Annotated in this window: 17 protein-coding genes (1 of these 17 only partly in view); 11 read left to right on the forward strand and 6 right to left on the reverse strand. The window is 39.6% G+C overall.

Annotated features, from left to right (window positions below; all coding sequences use genetic code 11):
• Positions 1–6 precede the first annotated feature (6 nt).
• From B9A52_RS08740 to B9A52_RS08750, 3 genes are all read left to right on the forward strand, one after another.
• Positions 7–1,395 carry a sodium-dependent transporter gene (locus tag B9A52_RS08740; protein ID WP_084119945.1) on the forward strand — a complete coding sequence of 463 codons (1,389 nt, stop codon included), beginning with the start codon at positions 7–9 and terminating at the stop codon, positions 1,393–1,395.
• A gap of 124 nt (positions 1,396–1,519) precedes the next feature.
• Positions 1,520–1,891 carry a response regulator gene (locus B9A52_RS08745; RefSeq protein WP_084119946.1) on the forward strand — a complete coding sequence of 124 codons (372 nt, stop codon included), beginning with the start codon at positions 1,520–1,522 and terminating at the stop codon, positions 1,889–1,891.
• Between the two features lie 99 nt (positions 1,892–1,990).
• Positions 1,991–2,581 carry a porin family protein gene (locus B9A52_RS08750; RefSeq protein ID WP_084119947.1) on the forward strand — a complete coding sequence of 197 codons (591 nt, stop codon included), beginning with the start codon at positions 1,991–1,993 and terminating at the stop codon, positions 2,579–2,581.
• A gap of 93 nt (positions 2,582–2,674) precedes the next feature.
• Here B9A52_RS08750 and B9A52_RS08755 read toward each other — a convergent pair whose 3' ends face one another.
• Positions 2,675–5,461 carry a WD40/YVTN/BNR-like repeat-containing protein gene (locus tag B9A52_RS08755; RefSeq protein ID WP_084119948.1) on the reverse strand — a complete coding sequence of 929 codons (2,787 nt, stop codon included), beginning with the start codon at positions 5,459–5,461 and terminating at the stop codon, positions 2,675–2,677.
• Between the two features lie 192 nt (positions 5,462–5,653).
• Here B9A52_RS08755 and B9A52_RS08760 point away from each other — a divergent pair, with 192 nt between their 5' ends.
• The 4 genes from B9A52_RS08760 to cysM are packed head-to-tail and all read left to right on the forward strand — an operon-like array spanning position 5,654 to position 8,204.
• Positions 5,654–5,941: an FtsB family cell division protein gene (locus B9A52_RS08760; RefSeq protein WP_084123444.1), complete on the forward strand. Its 288-nt coding sequence runs from the start codon at positions 5,654–5,656 to the stop codon at positions 5,939–5,941.
• Positions 5,922–6,476, forward strand: coding sequence for a hypothetical protein (locus B9A52_RS08765; protein WP_084119949.1), 555 nt, complete (start codon positions 5,922–5,924; stop codon positions 6,474–6,476). The genes B9A52_RS08760 and B9A52_RS08765 overlap by 20 nt, the downstream gene beginning before the upstream one ends.
• 19 nt (positions 6,477–6,495) lie before the next feature.
• Positions 6,496–7,329, forward strand: a complete 834-nt coding sequence (gene epsC, locus B9A52_RS08770; protein ID WP_084119950.1) for a serine O-acetyltransferase EpsC — start codon at positions 6,496–6,498, stop codon at positions 7,327–7,329.
• The gene (gene cysM, locus B9A52_RS08775; protein WP_084119951.1) at positions 7,326–8,204 is read left to right on the forward strand and encodes a cysteine synthase CysM; all 879 of its coding nucleotides are present in this window, start codon (positions 7,326–7,328) and stop codon (positions 8,202–8,204) included. The genes epsC and cysM overlap by 4 nt, the downstream gene beginning before the upstream one ends.
• Positions 8,205–8,260: 56 nt before the next feature.
• On the opposite strand, the gene B9A52_RS08780 is transcribed toward cysM, so the two are convergent.
• The 5 genes from B9A52_RS08780 to B9A52_RS08805 all read right to left on the reverse strand — a co-directional run bounded on the left by B9A52_RS08780 (position 8,261) and on the right by B9A52_RS08805 (position 13,346).
• On the reverse strand, positions 8,261–8,983 hold the full coding sequence (locus B9A52_RS08780) for a DUF4397 domain-containing protein (protein WP_084119952.1): 723 nt from the start codon (positions 8,981–8,983) through the stop codon (positions 8,261–8,263).
• A 97-nt stretch (positions 8,984–9,080) separates the two neighbouring features.
• Positions 9,081–10,445 (reverse strand): Gfo/Idh/MocA family oxidoreductase, encoded by a 1,365-nt coding sequence (locus B9A52_RS08785; RefSeq protein WP_084119953.1) that lies wholly within the window; start codon positions 10,443–10,445, stop codon positions 9,081–9,083.
• Positions 10,446–10,784: 339 nt separating this feature from the next.
• Positions 10,785–10,997: a hypothetical protein gene (locus B9A52_RS08790; RefSeq protein ID WP_084119954.1), complete on the reverse strand. Its 213-nt coding sequence runs from the start codon at positions 10,995–10,997 to the stop codon at positions 10,785–10,787.
• A 273-nt stretch (positions 10,998–11,270) separates the two neighbouring features.
• The gene (locus B9A52_RS08800; protein ID WP_084119956.1) at positions 11,271–12,347 is read right to left on the reverse strand and encodes an Ldh family oxidoreductase; all 1,077 of its coding nucleotides are present in this window, start codon (positions 12,345–12,347) and stop codon (positions 11,271–11,273) included.
• A gap of 42 nt (positions 12,348–12,389) precedes the next feature.
• Positions 12,390–13,346 carry a Ppx/GppA phosphatase family protein gene (locus B9A52_RS08805; protein WP_084119957.1) on the reverse strand — a complete coding sequence of 319 codons (957 nt, stop codon included), beginning with the start codon at positions 13,344–13,346 and terminating at the stop codon, positions 12,390–12,392.
• Positions 13,347–13,507: 161 nt separating this feature from the next.
• Here B9A52_RS08805 and B9A52_RS08810 point away from each other — a divergent pair, with 161 nt between their 5' ends.
• The 4 genes from B9A52_RS08810 to B9A52_RS08825 form a co-directional block, all read left to right on the forward strand.
• On the forward strand, positions 13,508–15,097 hold the full coding sequence (locus B9A52_RS08810) for an acyl-CoA carboxylase subunit beta (protein ID WP_084119958.1): 1,590 nt from the start codon (positions 13,508–13,510) through the stop codon (positions 15,095–15,097).
• 20 nt (positions 15,098–15,117) lie between these two features.
• A complete protein-coding gene (locus B9A52_RS08815; protein ID WP_084119959.1) occupies positions 15,118–16,185 on the forward strand; it encodes a M42 family metallopeptidase in 1,068 nt (355 codons plus the stop codon).
• A gap of 77 nt (positions 16,186–16,262) precedes the next feature.
• On the forward strand, positions 16,263–17,024 hold the full coding sequence (locus tag B9A52_RS08820) for an ABC transporter substrate-binding protein (protein WP_084119960.1): 762 nt from the start codon (positions 16,263–16,265) through the stop codon (positions 17,022–17,024).
• A 124-nt stretch (positions 17,025–17,148) separates the two neighbouring features.
• A protein-coding gene (locus tag B9A52_RS08825) for a Gfo/Idh/MocA family protein (RefSeq protein WP_084119961.1) crosses the window boundary here: on the forward strand, positions 17,149–17,820 show its beginning. Its footprint extends 681 nt past the window's final position; only the first 672 of its 1,353 coding nucleotides appear in the window; it begins with the start codon at positions 17,149–17,151; the stop codon falls past the right edge of the window.

The following is a 17,820-nucleotide window of genomic DNA, read 5'->3' on the forward strand; positions in this document are numbered from 1 at the left end:
TAAAATATGGCAATGAATTCAGATACTCAGGGTAGGGGTCAATTCGGCTCAAGTTTTGGCTTTATTATGGCTGCTGCCGGTTCTGCGGTAGGATTGGGTAATATTTGGAGGTTTCCATACCTCACAGGACAAAATGGTGGAGGAGCCTTTGTTTTTGTCTATATTTTATGTGTGTTTTTAATAGGACTCCCACTTTTGTTGAATGAAATTTCTTTAGGAAGAATATCAGGCAAAAACCCGATAGGTGCCATTAGGGGAACGGGAGGAAATAAGTTTTGGCAACTAGCCGGTATTCTCTGCGTGTTGGTTTGTTTTTTTGTGTTGAGTTATTATTCAGTGATCGCGGGTTGGACACTAGGGTATATTTTCACGGAAGTAATTAATATCCCTGTTGATTTTGAAGAGTTTCAACAGACCCCGATGTATATTATTCCTTTGACATTTGCCTTCATTTTGATGACCATAGGTATTGTTTTGGGAGGTGTATCAGGAGGGATTGAAAAGGCTGCAAAATTTTTGATGCCTTTATTGCTGATCATCGTTTTATTTATAGCAGGTAGAAGTGTCACTTTGGAAGGTGCAGGTGCAGGGATTCAATATTATTTGAATCCTGATTTCTCTAAAATCAACTCCAAGGTTGTATTGCAGGCATTAGGACAGGCATTCTTTTCTATGTCTGTGGGATGGGGATTGATGATTACTTTTGGATCGTACCTTCCCAAAAATGGCAATATAGTATCCTCTTCAGGCTGGATAGCAGGTATGGATACAGTGGTGGCATTGATGGGGGGACTAATGGTGTTTCCTGCTTTGTTTGCATTGCTACCGGGAAAAGATCCTGCAGCAGGGCCTGCATTGGTATTTGATGTTTTGCCAAGAGTCTTTGATGCAATGCCGGGTGGCAATATCATCGGTGGATTGTTTTTCCTATTGTTGATGGTAGCAGCCCTGACCTCCACTATTTCGATGTTGGAAGTTCCTGTTGCTTATATGATCGATGACAGAAAGTGGAGCAGAAAGAAGGCAGCATGGATAGTGGGGATTGCGGCAATGGCGCTTTCAATACCCTCCGCAATGTCTTCAATTGAAGGGAGTATTTTCAACAGCATGTCAATTTCATTTTTAGGAAATACCAAAATCGGATTTTTTGATATCATGGATTTTACATTCGGAACTGTTGCAGTTGTTGTAATCTGTTTGATGTTGAGCTTATATACAGGATGGGCCAAGAAGATTGGAGATTTTGCAGATGAGATTAGTTTGGGTTCTCCCGAGTTTAAAGGAACGGCAAGAAAAACATGGGTATTCTTTATAAAATGGGTTTGCCCGATTGTGATTGCCTTGGTATTGTTGGATCTTTTGGGAGTATTCGGGACGCCACAGGAAGGAGGTTGATTAACATCATCCCATTCAATAAAAAAATTTTAAGGAGCTGAAAATAGCTCCTTTTTTTTATATATAGGTTTTTGTTTTTTAGATTAAAATCTGTGTACATTGCTTTCAGTAATTTATATGGTAAATGAAAATACTTGTCGTAGATGATGATGCCATCAACAGGCTGATTCTCCAAAAGTTATTTGAAAGGGAGCGGCACATTGTTGTTACCGCAGAAAATGGTTTGGAGGCCCTGGCTATTTTAATTGAAGAGGATGATATCCATGTGGTAATCACTGATATCATGATGCCGGAAATGGACGGCATTGCATTACTCGCAGAAATTAAACTGAACGAGAAAATCAGTAAATTACCCATTATCGGATTTACTGCTGGGGATATAGATTATTTCAGAAGCATAACCCCTTTGTCATTTGACAGGCTTTTGCCCAAACCCATGAATTTCCATGAATTATATGCCATTACCAATCAATTTGTCCAAGAAAGGGCTAATTAATCAGAGAAAAGGAGACTCTTGATTATTTTTTTTTAAATTCATGAGAATTTCTGAAGTAATGTTGTCGTTTTGGATTTGTCATACAGAAATTAAACCCAAATGAAAAAAATCTCATTCTCCCTATTGTTTGTTTTATTTTCTCTGACTACTTATGGTCAGGAGTTTTCAATAGGCCCAAAAATAGGAGTATCCCAATCCAACATCACTTTATCAAACGAAGACTTTATTTCCGGAGATGATAGTTTTGGTTACCATGTTGGATTGTTTGTCAGAATGGGTGGGAATTCGATTTTTGTCCAACCCGAATTTTTATATACCAATACAGGAGGAACAATTATTCAAAAACAAGCGAATTCAGCTGATATTTTCATTGATGCCAGTTTTGATCGGGTGGATATCCCATTTATGTTTGGCTTTAAATTCGCACAGCTTTTCAGGATTCAGGCAGGGCCTATTGCGTCCATTTTGATTGATCATACCATTGAGGATTCAAATCAAAACCCCATAAATGTAGACTACAACAGTGCTACTTTTGGATATCAGGCAGGATTAGGATTCGATGTGGGAAATTTTATTTTGGATTTCAAATATGAAAATTCTTTAGGTAAAATTTCAAATTCAACCAATGACTTTGCTACGGACCAAAGACAAAATCAACTTATAATTTCTGCGGGATTTAGATTGTTTTGAGTTCAGAAAACAAGAAAAATCCCAGAGAGAATAGAATTAGTAAACCTCAATTGGGATTTTAAGAGAATATTACTTTTGATTTTTTTTCCCGGGTTATTTTATCTCAAATGAAATTTCGTCTTCCGCTGAATGGGTTTTTAGTACAACTTTATATTTTCCTCTCCCTAAAGCTCCATATTCCCATGAAGTATTTGTTACCCCTGATTGAGAATTCTGACTCCAGGATTTAATGATTTCATTCTTTTCATTTTTGATTTCAATAGTGACATTTGAGGGATTTTTTAAATAATAGAGTATGCTTTGGCTTGGCTTATTGACCATTCCCTCCGACATGGCTGCTCTCCAAGGATTGTATCGTATTTCTGATACGCTCAAAGCCTGAATATCCTTACTGGGATTGTTCAATATTTTGTATAGAGGTTTCAAATCCACGATAAATACACTCCGTCCATGCGTAGCAACTACCAATTCCTTTTCTCTTTTTTGGATTGTCATATCATAAATGGCGACGTTTGGTATTGAGCCTTGCATGAGATCGTATTTTCCGCCCTGATCTGTGGAAACATAAAGTCCATGATCTGTACCCAAAAAGAGAAGTGAAGGGTTTGTTGGATCTTCTTTGATCACATTTACAGCCTCCTTGGGTAGATTGGATGCGATTGAAGTCCAGGTTTTCCCATAGTCGGTACTTTTGTATACAAAAGGAGTAAACTCATCAAATCTATATCCAGTCAAGGTTACATATACCAAACCTTCCTGATGTTGTGAAGGGGTCACACTGCTGATCCATCGGTCAGTCGGTAGTCCCTTGCTGATATCTGTCCAGGACACTCCATGGTCTCGGGTAATCCATAGATTGCCATCATCGGAACCTGCATATAAAGTTCCAAATTCAAAAGGTGATTCTTCCAAAACAGAAAGTGTGGCAAATGGGACATTTCCGCTTTTTTGGTTTTTAGTCAGGTCAGGAGAAATGGTTTCCCATGTATCTCCCCTGTCCAGACTTCTATACACATATTGGGAACCCATATAGAAAATATCCTGATTGTGTTTGCTCAATATGGCCGGGGTTCTCCAATTCCATCTATTTGGGGCTCTTCCTATATCGTGAGAAGGAGTCACCGATTTTCTTTCTTGGGTAGACGTATTAACCCTGAAATAATTCCCAAATTGAAAACCTGTATAAACGATATCGTTGTTTCTGGTATCTACCGCTACTACCATGCCGTCCCCACCCATTAAGGAAGTCCAAGTATCTTCGGGTTTATTGGTGGATTTGCCATACCAAACCCCGTTGTCCTGCATACCTCCATAGACATTGTAGGGTGTCTTTTCATCAACCATTACTGAATAGAATTGGCTGATAGTTAGTTGATCATTCAAATGGGTCCACCTTTCCCCACTTCCAAAGGAGCTATATAAACCCCCATCTGTGCCCAATAACAGGTGCTTTGAATCTTTGGGATTGATCCACAGTGCCTGATGATCAGAGTGAACATTCCCCACAGTGTCTGTTCTGGCAAAAGTCCTACCGCCATCTCTTGAAACGAGCAAAGGCACACCTAAAATAAATACCTCTTCTTCGCTTGCTGTGCCAACCCTAATTTCACCAAAATAATATCCATAAGTATTATAGACTCTTGCCAAGTTGGTTTCATTAGCTTTTTCCCAGGTTTTACCGGCATCATCTGACCGGTAAACCTCCGCTCCAATTACGGAAGTATTGAATAAGGAGGCATTGGCATCCTGTCCTGATCCATTATAATTGGCTATCTGTAAAGGTGTGATTCTTCCCGTTCTAATCAGTCTTTTTACAGATTCGGCATCATATTTTGCCGAAAATCTGTTACTTCTCAGAAATTTATTCAACTTATCATTTTCAATATTTTCAACGTCCTTAGGAGAGAAGGTCTTAAAGCTCTCGAAAGTCAATTCACCTTCTTTTGGCTGCTGCGGTTGTCTGCCTTCCCTGCTTTCAGATTTTTGGTTGTCTAGAAGCGCAAAGACCACATTGGGATTGCTTATACTGAAATCAAATCCAATCCTTCCTACAAATTCATCCTGAGGGAAGCCATTTCCCACTTTCACCCAAGTATTTCCACCATCTTCAGAACGCCAAATAGCTGAGCCTTTTCCGTTTCCGACAAAATCATGTGATTGTCTGAAACGTTCCCAAGATGCAGCTAACAATATGTCAGGATTCAATGGGTGGACTTTGATGTCAATGATTCCGGTATTGTCATTTATACTTAAGGTTTTTTTCCATGATTTTCCACCATCTGTAGTTTTGTAAAGACCTCTTTCTTCATTTTTAGAATAAAGGGCTCCCATCGAACCTACCCAAACGATGTCGGGATTTGTTGGGTGGATCTGTATCTGACCTATATGTTGGGAATGGGGCAAACCCATAAATTCCCAAGTCGTGCCACCATCAGTTGACTTGTACACCCCTGACCCGGCATAGGTAGATCTACTGGAATTGTTCTCTCCTGTACCTATCCAAATGATATTGTTGTTTGAAGCAGACAGGGCCATATCCCCAATACCCAAAGCTCCCTGATGATCAAAAATCGGAGTAAATGACTGCCCGTTATCTGAGGTTTTCCAAACACCCCCTGAAGCAGCGGCAATATAATATGTCTTATAGTCGTTGGTCACTTCTATATCAACCACCCTGCCACTCATATTTGTGGGGCCAATGTTTCTGGCCGGATAGTTTTTAAAAGGCGAATCAGAAAGCATTTCCTGATGTTTTTTTACTGCCTCCTGCAATTCTTTGGTGCTAGTTGGGCTGATCTGTTGACCTTCCGAAGGAATGACTTCCAAGCTCAAAATCATAGTGAGGAGCCACGTGCAGATAAAATATAAGTTTTTGTGCATAAACATAACTTGATTGGTCTACCAATATAAAAAAAGTAAGCTTATTCTATTGTAAAAAAAGTGCAAACTGAATCCTATCAGGATGATCGGATTTTAGATGGAATCAATCTGGGTCCAATGATCAGAATATTTGCCTATAATGGAATTTATCAACTCCAATTTCTATATTTGTTTGTATTAATCTTTATCAAAATGAAAAAATACCTAAAGTACACCAAGAATTTCTATTTTCTTTTTACTCTTTTTTTTGTGATATGGATGGTATTTATAGATTCGAATGATATCCTGACGCAATATAAACTCAAGGCTAAACTGAATGAACTGGAAAGACAAAAAGAGTTTTATCTTGAAAGAAAAGAAAAAATTCAAGCTGACAGGAAGGAATTGATGAGTAATAATGAACTCTTGGAGAAGTTTGCCCGTGAAAGGTATTTGATGAAAAGAAAAAACGAGGATTTATATGTTGTTGTTGAAGAATAGGGCAATATTTATTGCAACCGTAGTGATTTTCTACTTTGTAACTTTTTCAGTAAATGCCCAAAGAAATATAAATGTAGAAGAAAAGCCACCCTTATCTGAAAGGATGTTTTTTGGGGGCAATTTTGCCATGCAGTTTGGAACAATCACTTTCATTGATGTTTCCCCATTGGCAGGTGTGATGATTACTGACCGCTTTTCATCTGGATTGGGGATCACCTATCAGTATTTTAAAGATAACAGGTTTATTGGAGGGGAGAATAATATTTACGGGGGAAGGATTTTTTCAAGATATAACGTTTTACCAAATGTTTTTCTCCATGCAGAGTATGAATCGCTGAATCTTGATTTATTCAATCCCCTTCGCGAAACATTTGAACGTTCTTGGGTACCCGGACTGTTTGTTGGGGGAGGTTACTTTGCTCCTTTTGGAAATAGGGGAGGAGCTAATTTCACATTTTTGTATAATTTGATGTATGACAATGTAAGGTCACCTTACAATCAGCCCTATGTGATTCGAGTAGGTTTCATGCTTTAACCCTCTTTCAAAAAAAAATATGTCCTCATTTATAAAAAAATTAAGTCAATCCCATCGAGATTGTCCTGAGTGCCCGTCTCCTAAATTGATTCATGCATTTTTTGAAAGTACTTTAGGCTTGCTTTTTCCTGATTTCGCATCAGAATTACTCAAGGAAGAGGATCAGATAGCTGAAAAAATTGAGGAGCTCAAGCACAAACTTTCCAGAATCCTGATCAGAAATAAACATCTTCATGAAGGTGAGGGTGCAGAAATCGCTTCATTGTTTTTCGAGGATTTGGAAAATGTATATGATTTATTACAGCAAGATGTGGAAGCTATCTATGACGGTGATCCTGCTGCCAAATCAAAAACTGAAATCATCAGATGTTATCCCGGATTCTATGCCGTCGCTGCTTATAGGATTGCACATTCACTGCATAGGTTAGGTGTATCCCTGATTCCAAGGATGATCACTGAATATTCCCACAGTAGGACAGGAGTGGATATTCATCCGGGAGCAAAGATCGGAGAGAGATTTTGTATAGACCACGCTACTGGAATTGTGATTGGAGAGACAACCGTCATTGGAAACTGCGTAAAAATTTATCAAGGCGTTACTTTGGGTGCCTTGAGTGTGGATAAAGATGATGCGGATAAAAAGAGGCATCCTACCATTGAAGATTATGTAGTCATCTATGCAGGAGCTACCATATTAGGTGGAGATACGGTCATTGGACACCATTCAGTCATAGGTGGCAATGTTTGGATCACCAAAAGTGTACCTCCCCATAGCAAGATTTATTATCAGGCAAAAATGTACAATCCCAGCTCCAATGAAACTGATACCTATATTATAAAAAGTCAAGGATGAAACTGGTTGATTTAATAGGCAATACGCCTCTGGTAGAACTCAATCATATACCTACCAATCCAAAGGTTAAGATTTTTTGTAAACTAGAAGGCCAGAATCCAGGTGGCTCGGTTAAGGACAGGGCAGCCTTTAATATGATCAAAAGTGCGCTGGAAAGAGGGGATGTTAAACCCGGAGATAAATTGGTAGAGGCAACAAGTGGTAATACAGGAATAGCTTTGGCCATGGTAGCTAATGTACTTGGTCTAAACATGACTTTGATAATGCCCGACAATTCTACCAAAGAAAGAGTATTATCAATGGAGGCCTATGGAGCTAAGGTAATTTTGACTCCTGCAGAAAAAACCATTGAATATTCCAGGGTATTGGCAGAGCAAATGAAAAATGAGCAGGATTACTTTATGTTGGATCAGTTTGCCAATCCTGACAATTATATGGCACATTATTACAGTACTGGTCCCGAAATCTGGAAAGATACCCAGGGTCAGGTAACTCATTTTGTATCTGCTATGGGTACAACAGGGACTATTATGGGTGTTTCTAAATATTTGAAAGAAAAAAATCCTGAAATTCAGATTGTGGGAACCCAGCCTACTGAGGGTTCCAGTATACCGGGAATCAGAAGGTGGTCTCCGGAATTTTTACCCAAAATTTTTGATCCCAAAAGAGTAGATCAAGTGATCGATGTCAGTCAGGATGAGGCTACCAAAATGACACGCAGGATGGCTAAAGAAGAGGGGATTCTGGCTGGGATGAGTAGTGGCGGAGCCTTGTCTGCTGCTTTGAAACTTTCCGAAGAATTAGATGCAGGATTGATTGTCTGCATCACCTGTGATAGGGGAGATCGCTATTTAAGTTCAGATCTTTTTGGATAAAAAAATCCCGGAAGATAAGTCCCCCGGGATAACGACAAAATAGTGGGTATTTACCCTCAAAATTTAATATAATTTGTAATGAGTTGTAAACTGAGGTTGTTGTTTCCATTTGCAGGATCCGAGAAACCTCTTACTACCAAAGTATACACCTTGTTTCCACTGATTTCAATATCATTTACTGTCAGTAATGTTTCACCCGATTCTTTGGATTTGAGGGTTACTTGTATTTCGCCCTTATCGAGGGCCTCAAAATCTGTAATTTCCAGGTATTCGTTTTTTTCACCAAAAAGAAAGTTATTTTCATTGATAATGACCTCTATATCATCTGTATCAGGAGAAAGGTGGGCCAACCTTATTTGAGCTTGTTCAGAATCAGGTTCTTCCCAGATGTCTTCGACCTTTATTGCATCTAATTCCGCTGCTTTGTTGACCAAAAACATGGAATAGACTTTGTCCTGTTCCAAGGTAAATTCAGTTTCCAATAAAGTGTTGGCGGCATTATATGGGTTGAAGCGTAACTTTCGGTCACCGACATAGAAAGGACTATATGGGAAAGTAGCGCTGTACTCCAATGGATTATTGTTGATTCTTGAAGCTTCTGTATAGATGTCCAAAGCTGGTGCATCCGGTGAAGCATGGTAAATAGAAAGGAATGCTGAAGGAGGAATTGGCTGTCCTTCAAAATTATCAAGGCAAGATGTCCCAAATAAAACTGATGAAAGAGTAAGCGCTAATCCTAATGCTTTCCCCCAATTCCTGTTATTTTTTCCGGTATTCATAAATAGTTTTGGTTTAGTTTATAAGACCAAGACGCAACTATTTCCATAAACGCTACAATAATTAAAAAAAAACCGGAAAATTTTCCGGGGATAGGGTTCAAATATTATTCGGTTCAGGATGTTGCCATGGGCCTCGATAAGGCCTTCTGAGTTTTTGAGTGGCCTCAGGATCGTTTACTATGAGCATTTTTTCAGGGTCATAGACCAAAGATCTTCCCAATTCCATCGACATGTTTGCCAAAATACAGGAAGCGGAGGAAATATGTCCTTCAAGGACATCTGCAACAGGAAGTTCACCTGAATCGATTGAATCAAGAAGATCCTGGAATTGACCCCGCGTGGCAGGAGCTGCATGAAGTTCTATTCGGGATTCGGTCAAGTCTTCAGGATATTTTTCTCTTTCGTAAAGGACGTCAAATTCAATTTTATCACCTTTAGGATAAGGGAAATACTCTGCTTTCATTGTACTGCCTGCTAAAACACCATTTTCTCCAAAAATCTTGAATGCCCATGGATACTCAGGATCTACAGGGTTGCCCCAGGTCCTATGCTGCCATACCACATTCAGTTCGTCAAATTCATAAATTGCTGTCTGTGTATCTGCAATGTTTGCTTTACTTTCTTTTTGTACATAAATCCCACCTGTTGCAGTAATTTTTTTTGGCCAGCCCAACCCCAGCATCCATCTCACTGTATCCAGCATATGAACGCACATATCTCCTGGTATTCCGTTGCCATATTGCATAAAGGACCTCCATCGGCCATGGAGTATGCCATCATACTCCCGGTAAGGTGCCGGACCTGTCCACATGTCATAATCAATATGACTTGGAACGGGTTCTGATGGTGGATTGGCGTTTAAACGCATATGATAATAGCAGCATACTTCAGCATGGGAAACCTTCCCTATTTTGCCACTATCAATTATTTCTTTTTTGGCTTTTATAACATGAGGGGTACTTCGTCGCTGTACGCCGACCTGTACCATTTTTTTATATTTCCTGGCTGCGGCTACCACTGCTTCCCCTTCAATAACATCAACAGAAATAGGTTTTTGGAGATATAAGTGCGATCCGGCTTTTATAGCAGCTATAGCCTGTAAGGCATGCCAATGATCAGGAGTACCTATAATGGTGATGTCTGGCTTGTGGTTTTTAAGTAGCTCTCTATAATCTTTGTAAAGAATAGGGACTTTTCCGGATTTTTGTCTTGCCGCCACAAGGTCTCCTGCTTCTTTTAACATCATGCTGTCGACGTCGCATAAAGCAACTACATCAACATTTGCAATCTGAATCAACCTGAAAAGATCACTTTTACCATACCATCCTGCTCCGATAAGGGCAACCTTTAGTGGTTTTTCATTATGGATAAAATCCATACTCATCATGCCCATACTGGCCAAGGCCAATGCGGCACTGCTACCTTTGAGGAACTGACGACGGTTAAAGTTTTGGGAGTTCATAGTTTTCGGGATTAATTGGTTTGCCAGAATTAATTCCTCAATTTACAAAAAGGTCAAACCTGTACAAATTTGATTTGATGGATGGTTTTAAACTAAGGGATAATTAAAGATTTTCAAGATCATCTAAATCTTTACCTCTTTTCACGGCTAATTTGGCTTTTATTAGGTCGTCTTTTGAAAGTGTCCTTAGGTTTAGGTCCTCATCTTTAAAAAAAACGGCATTTTTAAAAGAGGTTTCAAATTCAAGACCTTTTACCTTTACCATTATATCTATCGCAACAGGGGACTTTCCAAAAGTAAATACATCCTAATATTTGTGGTGTAAAAAATTATCCTGAGTCATGTCAAATAGAGGCATGCCAAATCAAGAAACGCAAACTCTATTTTTTTGTAATTGTCCTTAGTCCTATTTACCCATAAGTCGATATCTCCTGTGGTTCTAGGGTAACCATGAAGAATCACAGCAAACCCACCAACAAGTATATATTCCACGTTGTTTTTCTCAAATGATTGGATAAATTCCCTAAAGTCTTTATTGAGTATTTTCTCCATCAATTTCGGGTTCGGACTTTGAATATTGTCTTATCCATAGTTGGCGGACTGCCATCTAAATAGTTAAAAGCAATACTATTTAGGTAACCCGCAATCTCTAAAAGTTCTAAGGTAGACTTGCCTTCATAAATTTTGCCATAATTGACTTTTGTCGAAGCATTTGAGGCTTTAAATTCGTTACGATTTAATAGAAAATCCATAGGAGCGTGAGCAATACTTATATTTAAAATTGGAAATTTTAATGCTCAAAGCAAAATTTGAAACCGTGTAAATTTAAATCGGAAATTCTATTTCAAATCTTTTCCCCAAGAGTCTCAGATCTTCAACTACTGGTTTGATCAAAGGTATGCCGGTAATTTTTCTTTCGGCTTCCAATTCTCTTTCAGGGTCACCAGGAATTAAGACTTTCTCCTGACCTTCAATAGGCTTAGCATTTCTGAATCTTCCAATCCAATTGTCCATATTGGACTTGAACTCATCTGCAGGTCTGAACGCATCAACCCGCATGGCACCTAAAAAATGACCGATTCCTTCACCGACAGGATTGGGGTCAGGTTCCAAAAATGCAACAAAAGGTGGAACCCAAGGTCCATAATTGGCACCTGATAATACAGCCGAAAAAATATCCACGATGGCACCTAAAGCATATCCTTTATGGGACCCATGCTCCCTGTCTCCACCAAGAGGCAATAGGGCGCCGCCCTTTTTAACTCCATTTGCGTCTGTGGTCTGATTTCCGTCTTTGTCCTGAACCCAGCCCAAAGGAGCATCCAATTCTTTTCTTTGTAAAATCTCCAATTTGCCATTTGCAGCTGTTGTGGTAGCCATATCCGCAACAAATGGTGGCTCGGCCTTGGCCGGGATAGCAACTGAAATGGGGTTGGTTCCCAACATCCGTTCTTTGGAGAAAGTCGGGCTTACCAAAGGGCTCGCATTGGTAAGAGAAATACCTATCATATCATGGTTCAAAGCCATCATGGCATGATAACCTGCGATCCCATAATGATTGGAGTTTTTTACAGAAACCCAACCGGTGCCGACTTTTTTGGCTTTTTCAATAGCAACCTGCATGGCAAATGGTGCCACTACCAAACCAAGTCCACTGTCACCGTCCACAACAGCGGTGCTTGGAGTTTCATGTACGATTTTGATTTTTGGAGTTGCGTTGATCCGGCCTTTTTCCCAAAGCCTCACATATCCTGATAACCTGGCCACGCCATGAGAATCCACTCCTCGAAGGTCAGCTGACAATAATACATCTGCTGCCAAATCTGCATCTTTTTCTGAACAGCCTATTTTAATTAGGATGCTTTTTGTGAATTCAAATAAAAGCGAATATTGAAAAGTCATTTTATCAGGATTCTTTTATTAATTGATTGGCAAGAATTTTTTTTAGCCATTTACTGCTGCTGCCATGGAATGTTTTCCCATCAATTGGGCAATTGCCCCCTCTTTAAGTGCAAAAGTAGAACATATCAAATTATCCACCGGAACTAATTTTAGAATGAATTCTATCAAGCATGAAGCAACCACAATCATATCCACCCTCATGGGTATCATGCCTTTGATATTTAGCCTCTCCTCTTTATTCAGAGTAAGTAATTTCTGTAATATCACTTCAAAACCATCTCTTGATAACTGAAATACTTGTTGGGTCTTGGGTTTGGATTGATTTAGAGAAGCATAGTGGATATCCGTGAGTGTATCAAAAGTCCCTGATGCACCAACTAGCCCTTTTGGCTGGTACAGGTTTATAGCCTCTTTGAGCTCGGTTAGTTTTTCCTGTAAATAATAAGTAAGATTATCTACTTCTTCATTCAAAATAGGATCATGATAATGGAATAGATCCAGCATTCTTTGACCACCTATTTCGAAACTTTGTCTCCAAAAAGCCTCATTGGAATTACCGATAATAAATTCAACAGATCCTCCGCCAATATCCATCATCAGATAAGTTTCTCCGTTCAATGAGCCACTGAATCGGATACCTTCATAGATCATCTGAGCTTCCTCTTTACCATCAATGACATTGACATCTATCTGAAAAAGATCTTTAATCTGTCTGACAAATTCATTTCCGTTTTCAGCATTTCTTACTGCGCTGGTGGCAAAAGCAAAAATATTCTGAATCCCCTCCCCATCGATCATACTTCTAAAATGCTTCAGGGTATGAAGTGCTCTTTTGATAGCATCAGGATGAATGATGTTTTGACTTATACCTCCCTGTCCAATTTTAACTGGGATTTTTTCTTTATATATCGTCTCGTACTTATTATCATACAACTCAACCAATAACAAGTGAAATGTATTGGTACCCATGTCAATAATCGCTGCTTTAGTCGGGATCATACCGCCTCAATTTTGGTTGTGCGAATATAGAAAGTTTATCTTAAATCCATTGTTGCTCCGTACCTTTAAGTAAGAAAATGAATAAAATCGGGGTTGGTCATTAATTATTTTCTCCCTTTATTGTCCCTGCTTATATTTGATAAAAACAAACCAAAACTTACATGACCAAGGAAAGCCACATAAAAGGTGTTTATACACTTCCAAGCAATAAGGACAAAGCAGAATTGTTGAAAAAGAAAAATGCCGAAGCTTTGCTTGGTGGAGGTGCAAAAAGGATTGAAGCGCAACATGATAAAGGTAAACTTACCGCTAGAGAAAGGCTCCACTTGCTGCTTGATGAAGGTACTTTTCAGGAAATAGACAAATTTGTAATGCACCGCGCCAAGGATTTTGGACTGGATAAGGAGCATTATTTGGGGGATGGTGTGGTGACGGGCTATGGAGAAATCAATGGTCGGTTGGTTTATGTGTATTCCCAGGATTTCACTGTCTTTGGAGGTTCACTTTCTGAGACCCACGCAGAAAAAATCTGCAAGATTATGGATATGGCGATGAAAAATGGTGCACCGGTTATAGGTTTAAATGATTCAGGTGGCGCTAGAATTCAAGAAGGAGTAGTATCTCTAGGCGGATATGCAGACATTTTTTATAGAAATACGCTTGCTTCGGGAGTAATTCCCCAGATTTCGGCAATAATGGGACCTTGTGCCGGCGGGGCTGTATATTCCCCTGCAATTACGGATTTCATCCTTATGGTTGAAAACACCTCCTATATGTTTGTCACAGGTCCGAATGTTGTAAAAACAGTTACCCAAGAGACTGTTACAGCAGAGGAGCTTGGTGGAGCAAGTACACACAGCACAAAGAGCGGTGTCACGCACTTTGCCTGTGTCAATGAACTGGCCTGCATTCAACATATCAAAAAACTGCTGAGCTACATGCCCCAAAATTGTGAAGATGTGGCACCTGTTTATGATTATGAATTGAAAGAAGATGAAACTAGGGATGTTTTGGATACAATTATTCCTGACAATCCCAACCATCCTTATGACATCAGGGAAGTCGTGGAGGGAATTGTCGATGAAACTTCATTTTTAGAAGTGCATAAAAACTATGCTGAAAATATTGTCGTGGGTTTTGCAAGACTGGCCGGTCGAAGTATTGGTATTGTTGGCAATCAGCCACAGTCCCTGGCAGGGGTTTTGGATAATCATGCCTCCATTAAGGCAGCAAGGTTTGTAAGGTTTTGTGACTCTTTTAATGTCCCCTTGCTGGTTTTAGTGGACGTCCCCGGATTTTTACCAGGAACTGATCAGGAATGGAATGGAATTATTACCAATGGGGCCAAGCTATTGTATGCTTTTTCGGAGGCTACCGTTCCAAGAATTACGGTTATCACAAGAAAAGCTTATGGAGGCGCCTACGATGTGATGAATTCAAAACACATCGGAGCGGATTTGAATTTTGCCTGGCCTACTGCAGAGATTGCAGTGATGGGGGCTAAAGGTGCAGCTGAAATTATTTTCAAAAGGGAAATAGCTGAAGCAGAGGATCCGGAATCCAAGTTACAGGAAAAAATAGAAGAATATACTGCCAAATTTGCCAACCCTTACCGGGCAGCACACAGAGGCTTTATCGATGAGGTCATCATACCTTCCGAAACAAGAGAAAAATTGATCCGGGGTTTCAAAATGCTCGAGAACAAAGTGGATAAGTTGCCTAGGAAAAAGCATGGGAATATTCCATTGTAAGTACATAAAAACAAAATGATATGTCATTAGAAAATAAATTTCTATACAAATACCTCAACAATGCCTCTCCGACAGGATTTGAGGCTTCAGGCCAACAAATATGGTTGGATTATATCAAGCCTTTTGTCGACAGTTATTTTACAGACAGCTATGGAACTGTCGTTGGAGTCATCAATCCGAATGCGGAATATAAAGTAGTCATCGAAGCACATGCTGACGAAATAAGTTGGTTTGTCAACTATATCAATGCTGATGGTTATATTTATGTACGCCGTAATGGGGGCTCAGACTATATGATCGCACCTTCGATGCGCGTCAATATACATACCGATGCTGCTATGATTCCCGGGGTATTTGGTTGGCCTGCCATCCATACCAGAAAGGAAGGAAAAGAAGAAGCTCCGACCCTGGATAATATCTTTATAGATGTAGGCGCAAGGACGAAAGAAGAAGTGGAGAAAATGGGAATTCATGTCGGCTGCGTAATCACCTTTAAAGATGAATTACAGGAATTGAATAAAAAATTCTACTCAGGGAGAGCACTCGATAATAGGATTGGGGGCTATATGATTGCCCAAGTAGCCAAAAAAATTCATGAATCCAAGATCAAATTGCCTTTCGGTCTTTACATTGTCAATGCCGTTCAGGAAGAAATAGGACTAAGGGGAGCAGAAATGATTGCCGCAAAAATTAAGCCCCATGTTGCTATAATTACAGATGTTTGTCATGACACGACGGCACCTATGTACAACAAGGTGACTAGCGGCGAACAGATAGCCGGGAAAGGGCCGGTATTAACATATGGAGCTGCAGTTCATAAAAAGCTGCTTGATCTGATCATTGGAACAGCCAAAAAGAATGATATCCCATTTCAAAGAGCTGCCGCATCCCGAAGTACCGGTACAGACACAGATGCTTTTGCCTATTCCAATGAAGGCGTTCCCTCTGCTTTGATTTCCCTTCCTTTGAAATATATGCACACTACAGTAGAAACAGCCAGTAAGGAGGATATTGAAAACGTGATTTTGTTGATGTATCAGTTTTTGGCTGAATTGGACCCGGAGTATGATTTTCGGTATATTAAATGAAGGTTGTTCAATAATTAAGTAATTGAGATTTCCAATCAGAGGCTTGGCTAAATAAAAAACGCAATAACCAAATAACCATGCCCCAATTCAAAGACCAACTTCAAAGAACCATTTTCCTTCCAAATCCACCAAAAAGGATTGTCTCTTTGGTTCCATCACAGACGGAGCTTTTGGTGGATTTGGGTCTGGGAGATAGGATTGTCGGGGTCACCAAATTTTGTGTCCACCCTAAAGGGTTGAAAAAAGAGAAAACTGTTATTGGTGGAACGAAAAATTTCCGCATCGATAGAATTGATTCACTTCAGCCGGATCTTATTATTGGAAACAAAGAGGAAAATTACAAAGAGGGGATAGAAAGACTTTCGGAAAAGTATCCAATTTGGATGAGTGATATTTTCACCTTGGAAGATGCTTACCGGATGATTTTGAGCATAGGGGAGTTGACGGATACTGTTCCAAGAGCAAATCAAATTATTTCCCAGATCAAGAATGAATTGGAAAAGGAGTTCAGATTTAAAGGATCAGCCGTTTACCTGATTTGGAAAGATCCATTGATTGTTGTAGGGTCGAATACTTTTATTGACTCAATGCTGAAGAAAGCTGGTTTCCAAAATCTCATTGACCAAGTTCGATATCCTGAAATTGATTTGGAAGAATTAGTCCATATGAATCCGGATTACCTTTTGCTGAGTTCGGAGCCATTTCCTTTTAAAGAAAAACACATTTCATTCTTTCAGGAAAAATTACCCAATGCCAAAATCCGTATAGTTGATGGGGAAATGTTTTCTTGGTATGGAAGTAGATTGGTTTTTGCTGGGAAATATTTTTCAACTCTTTAAAAGGATCAATTACTTATCTTGGACAGTTTCCGTTTATAAAAATATAGAGCATCGGGAAATACTTTTATAAAAAATTTAAGTAACTTTTCGATTCTTAAAATTAAATTATAATTAACCCAAAACAATGAAACAGAATAGAAGGTATTTCTTGAAAAAACTGGGAGCGACAGGAGCAGCTGCGGCAATTAGTCCGTTGGCATTTTCTGGAGAAATCCCGGATAAAAATTTCCTTGAAAGAGATATTGCCATTGGTACTGCCAATGATGCGCCGATCAATCTGGCTTTGATCGGTGCAGGAATCATGGGTACAGAAGATACCAATTCCGCATTGAGACATGCCAATGTCAAATTGGTGGCTGTTTGTGATTTATACACTGGCCGACTTGAATCTGCAAAGCAAAAATGGGGAACCAATTTGTTTACCACCAAGGATTACCAGGAAGTACTCAAAAGAAAGGACATAGACGCGGTCATCATTGCGACCCCTGACCATTGGCATAAGCAGATCAGCATTGATGCCATGAATGCGGGAAAACATGTTTACTGCGAAAAACCGATGGTACATTCTGTCAAAGAGGGAATGGATGTCGTTAATGCTTGGAAAAAATCAGGAAAAGTCATGGTAGTGGGCAGCCAAGGAGTTTCTTCATTGGGTAATGAAAAGGCCAAAGAACTGCTTGCCGCAGGTGCTATAGGCGACATTGTCTATGCAGAAGGATTTTGGGCAAGGCATTCTCCAGAAGGGGCATGGCAATACAATGTTCCAAAAGATGGAAATGAGCAGACTGTTGACTGG

This window comes from Aquiflexum balticum DSM 16537 (assembly GCF_900176595.1).
Taxonomy (GTDB): domain Bacteria; phylum Bacteroidota; class Bacteroidia; order Cytophagales; family Cyclobacteriaceae; genus Aquiflexum; species Aquiflexum balticum.